Origin of the sequence: Duganella sp. BJB1802 (assembly GCF_013369445.1) — a bacterium.
GTDB classification, from domain to species: Bacteria; Pseudomonadota; Gammaproteobacteria; order Burkholderiales; family Burkholderiaceae_D; genus Rugamonas; species Rugamonas vulcania_A.
In genome coordinates this window covers 1-4,829 of sequence record NZ_JABWEF010000042.1, presented here as the reverse complement: position 1 = coordinate 4,829, position 4,829 = coordinate 1, and the positions used below count along the sequence as shown (strand labels likewise).

2 tRNA genes and 2 rRNA genes are annotated in these 4,829 nt (G+C 51.5%); all 4 read right to left on the bottom strand.

Annotated features, from left to right (window positions below):
• Positions 1-2,869 (bottom strand): 23S ribosomal RNA (locus HUX88_RS31685); the annotation flags it as partial.
• 222 nt (positions 2,870-3,091) lie between these two features.
• Positions 3,092-3,167 (bottom strand) — tRNA-Ala (locus HUX88_RS31680).
• 18 nt (positions 3,168-3,185) lie between these two features.
• Positions 3,186-3,262: transfer RNA gene (locus HUX88_RS31675), tRNA-Ile, on the bottom strand.
• Positions 3,263-3,325: 63 nt separating this feature from the next.
• Positions 3,326-4,829: ribosomal RNA gene (locus HUX88_RS31670) — 16S ribosomal RNA — on the bottom strand; the annotation flags it as partial.

Genomic DNA, 4,829 nt, shown 5'->3' with positions numbered 1-4,829 from the left:
ACAAGCCGTACGGGCAATTAGTATCAGTTAGCTTAATGCATTACTGCACTTCCACACCTGACCTATCAACGTCCTGGTCTCGAACGACCCTTCAAAGAGCTCAAGGCTCTGGGAAATCTCATCTTAAGGCAAGTTTCCCGCTTAGATGCTTTCAGCGGTTATCTCTTCCAGACTTAGCTACCCGGCAATGCCACTGGCGTGACAACCGGTACACCAGAGGTCTGTCCACTCCGGTCCTCTCGTACTAGGAGCAGCCCCCTTCAAATTTCCAACGCCCACGGCAGATAGGGACCAAACTGTCTCACGACGTTTTAAACCCAGCTCACGTACCACTTTAAATGGCGAACAGCCATACCCTTGGGACCGGCTACAGCCCCAGGATGTGATGAGCCGACATCGAGGTGCCAAACTCCCCCGTCGATATGAACTCTTGGGAGGAATCAGCCTGTTATCCCCAGAGTACCTTTTATCCGTTGAGCGATGGCCCTTCCATACAGAACCACCGGATCACTATGTCCTACTTTCGTACCTGCTCGACTTGTCAGTCTCGCAGTTAAGCACGCTTATGCCATTGCACTATTAGCACGATGTCCGACCGTACCTAGCGTACCTTCGAACTCCTCCGTTACACTTTAGGAGGAGACCGCCCCAGTCAAACTGCCTACCATGCACTGTCCCCGACCCGGATAACGGGCCAAGGTTAGAACCTCAAATGAACCAGGGTGGTATTTCAAGGATGGCTCCACGAGAACTGGCGTCCCCGCTTCAAAGCCTCCCACCTATCCTACACAGATTGATTCAAAGTCCAATGCAAAGCTACAGTAAAGGTTCATGGGGTCTTTCCGTCTAGCCGCGGGTAGATTGCATCATCACAAACACTTCAACTTCGCTGAGTCTCGGGAGGAGACAGTGTGGCCATCGTTACGCCATTCGTGCAGGTCGGAACTTACCCGACAAGGAATTTCGCTACCTTAGGACCGTTATAGTTACGGCCGCCGTTTACTGGGACTTCAATCAAGAGCTTGCACCCCATCATTTAATCTTCCAGCACCGGGCAGGCGTCACACCCTATACGTCCACTTTCGTGTTTGCAGAGTGCTGTGTTTTTATTAAACAGTCGCAGCCACCAGTTTATTGCAACCCGTTCGCCCTACTGAAGTAAATCAGCCAAGCTACAAGGGCGTACCTTTTCCCGAAGTTACGGTACCAATTTGCCGAGTTCCTTCTCCCGAGTTCTCTCAAGCGCCTTAGAATACTCATCTCGCCCACCTGTGTCGGTTTGCGGTACGGTCTCGTATGACTGAAGCTTAGAGGCTTTTCTTGGAACCACTTCCGATTGCTTCAGCACCTAAGTGCCTCGTCCCGATCCCTTGAATTCCGCGCCCGGATTTGCCTAAGCGCCTTCTATGAACCAGAAACTGACTATTCCAACAGTCAGACAACCTTCCGCGATCCGTCCCCCCATCGCATCATACGACGGTGCAGGAATATTAACCTGCTTCCCATCAGCTACGCATCTCTGCCTCGCCTTAGGGGCCGACTCACCCTGCTCCGATGAACGTTGAACAGGAAACCTTGGGCTTACGGCGTGGGGGCTTTTCACCCCCATTATCGCTACTCATGTCAGCATTCGCACTTCTGATACCTCCAGCATCCTTTACAAGACACCTTCGCAGGCTTACAGAACGCTCTCCTACCATATGCTTACGCATATCCGCAGCTTCGGTGACTGGCTTAGCCCCGTTACATCTTCCGCGCAGGACGACTCGATCAGTGAGCTATTACGCTTTCTTTAAATGATGGCTGCTTCTAAGCCAACATCCTGACTGTTTTAGCCTTCCCACTTCGTTTTCCACTTAGCCAATCTTTGGGACCTTAGCTGGCGGTCTGGGTTGTTTCCCTCTTGACGCCGGACGTTAGCACCCGACGTCTGTCTCCCAAGCTCGCACTCATCGGTATTCGGAGTTTGCAATGGTTTGGTAAGTCGCGATGACCCCCTAGCCATAACAGTGCTCTACCCCCGATGGTGATACTTGAGGCACTACCTAAATAGTTTTCGGAGAGAACCAGCTATTTCCAAGTTTGTTTAGCCTTTCACCCCTACCCACAGCTCATCCCCTAATTTTTCAACATTAGTGGGTTCGGACCTCCAGTGCGTGTTACCGCACCTTCATCCTGGCCATGAGTAGATCACTTGGTTTCGGGTCTACACCCAGCGACTATCGCCCTGTTCGGACTCGATTTCTCTACGGCTTCCCTATATGGTTAACCTTGCCACTGAATGTAAGTCGCTGACCCATTATACAAAAGGTACGCAGTCACGGAACAAGTCCGCTCCTACTGTTTGTATGCACACGGTTTCAGGATCTATTTCACTCCCCTCCCGGGGTTCTTTTCGCCTTTCCCTCACGGTACTGGTTCACTATCGGTCGATTACGAGTATTTAGCCTTGGAGGATGGTCCCCCCATATTCAGACAGGATTTCTCGTGTCCCGCCCTACTTGTCGTACGCTTAGTTCCACACATCGCATTTCACATACGGGGCTATCACCCGCTATGGCTCCAATTTCCAGTGGATTCTGTTATGCGTCATGCTAAAACGTACAGGCTCATCCCATTTCGCTCGCCACTACTTTGGGAATCTCGGTTGATTTCTTTTCCTGCAGCTACTTAGATGTTTCAGTTCGCCGCGTTCGCTTTGCATACCTATGTATTCAGTATGCAATGACCTAAAAGGCCGGGTTTCCCCATTCGGAAATCTGCGGATCAAAGCTTGTTTGCTAGCTCCCCGCAGCTTATCGCAAGCTACTACGTCCTTCATCGCCTGTAATCGCCAAGGCATCCACCATGTGCACTTATTCACTTGTCCCTATAACGTTAGCCCCTTGCGACTAAACAAAGGAGCGGTTATAGAAATAAGAAGTACTACGTTGTTGCGTTTGTTGATACATACAATCATTACCCATCGCATTCGCCTGTCGGCGTTTGCGATCAATAAAAATTTACTTACTTCTTCCAGATTGTTAAAGAACGTACAGCACTTGATCTCTAAAAGATCAAACCTAAATCTAACGACTTACGTTTGAGCTTTTGGTGGAGGATGACGGGATCGAACCGACGACCCCCTGCTTGCAAAGCAGGTGCTCTCCCAGCTGAGCTAATCCCCCATGGGTATTGCATGAAACTGGTAGGGCTGGTTGGACTCGAACCAACGACCCCCGCGTTATCAACACGGTGCTCTAACCAGCTGAGCTACAGCCCCAAATGCTGTTCTTTAATTTGACAGTCGATAAGTGTGAACGCTTGAAGAAGAGTGCCACTCTAGAAAGGAGGTGATCCAGCCGCACCTTCCGATACGGCTACCTTGTTACGACTTCACCCCAGTCACGAATCCTACCGTGGTAAGCGCCCTCCTTGCGGTTAAGCTACCTACTTCTGGTAAAACCCGCTCCCATGGTGTGACGGGCGGTGTGTACAAGACCCGGGAACGTATTCACCGCGACATGCTGATCCGCGATTACTAGCGATTCCAACTTCATGCAGTCGAGTTGCAGACTACAATCCGGACTACGATACACTTTCTGGGATTAGCTCCCCCTCGCGGGTTGGCGGCCCTCTGTATGTACCATTGTATGACGTGTGAAGCCCTACCCATAAGGGCCATGAGGACTTGACGTCATCCCCACCTTCCTCCGGTTTGTCACCGGCAGTCTCATTAGAGTGCCCTTTCGTAGCAACTAATGACAAGGGTTGCGCTCGTTGCGGGACTTAACCCAACATCTCACGACACGAGCTGACGACAGCCATGCAGCACCTGTGTACTGGTTCTCTTTCGAGCACTCCCCAATCTCTCGGGGATTCCAGCCATGTCAAGGGTAGGTAAGGTTTTTCGCGTTGCATCGAATTAATCCACATCATCCACCGCTTGTGCGGGTCCCCGTCAATTCCTTTGAGTTTTAATCTTGCGACCGTACTCCCCAGGCGGTCTACTTCACGCGTTAGCTGCGTTACCAAGTCAATTAAGACCCGACAACTAGTAGACATCGTTTAGGGCGTGGACTACCAGGGTATCTAATCCTGTTTGCTCCCCACGCTTTCGTGCATGAGCGTCAGTTTTGACCCAGGGGGCTGCCTTCGCCATCGGTGTTCCTCCACATATCTACGCATTTCACTGCTACACGTGGAATTCTACCCCCCTCTGCCAAACTCTAGCCTTGCAGTCACCATCGCCATTCCCAGGTTGAGCCCGGGGATTTCACGACAGTCTTACAAAACCGCCTGCGCACGCTTTACGCCCAGTAATTCCGATTAACGCTTGCACCCTACGTATTACCGCGGCTGCTGGCACGTAGTTAGCCGGTGCTTATTCTTCAGGTACCGTCATTAGCAAGGGATATTAGCCCTCACCGTTTCTTCCCTGACAAAAGAGCTTTACAACCCGAAGGCCTTCTTCACTCACGCGGCATTGCTGGATCAGGCTTGCGCCCATTGTCCAAAATTCCCCACTGCTGCCTCCCGTAGGAGTCTGGACCGTGTCTCAGTTCCAGTGTGGCTGGTCGTCCTCTCAGACCAGCTACTGATCGATGCCTTGGTAGGCTTTTACCCTACCAACTAGCTAATCAGATATCGGCCGCTCCAGGAGCATGAGGTCTTGCGATCCCCCACTTTCATCCTTAGATCGTATGCGGTATTAGCGTAACTTTCGCTACGTTATCCCCCACTCCAGGGTACGTTCCGATATATTACTCACCCGTTCGCCACTCGCCGCCAGGTTGCCCCGCGCTGCCGTTCGACTTGCATGTGTAAGGCATGCCGCCAGCGTTCAATCT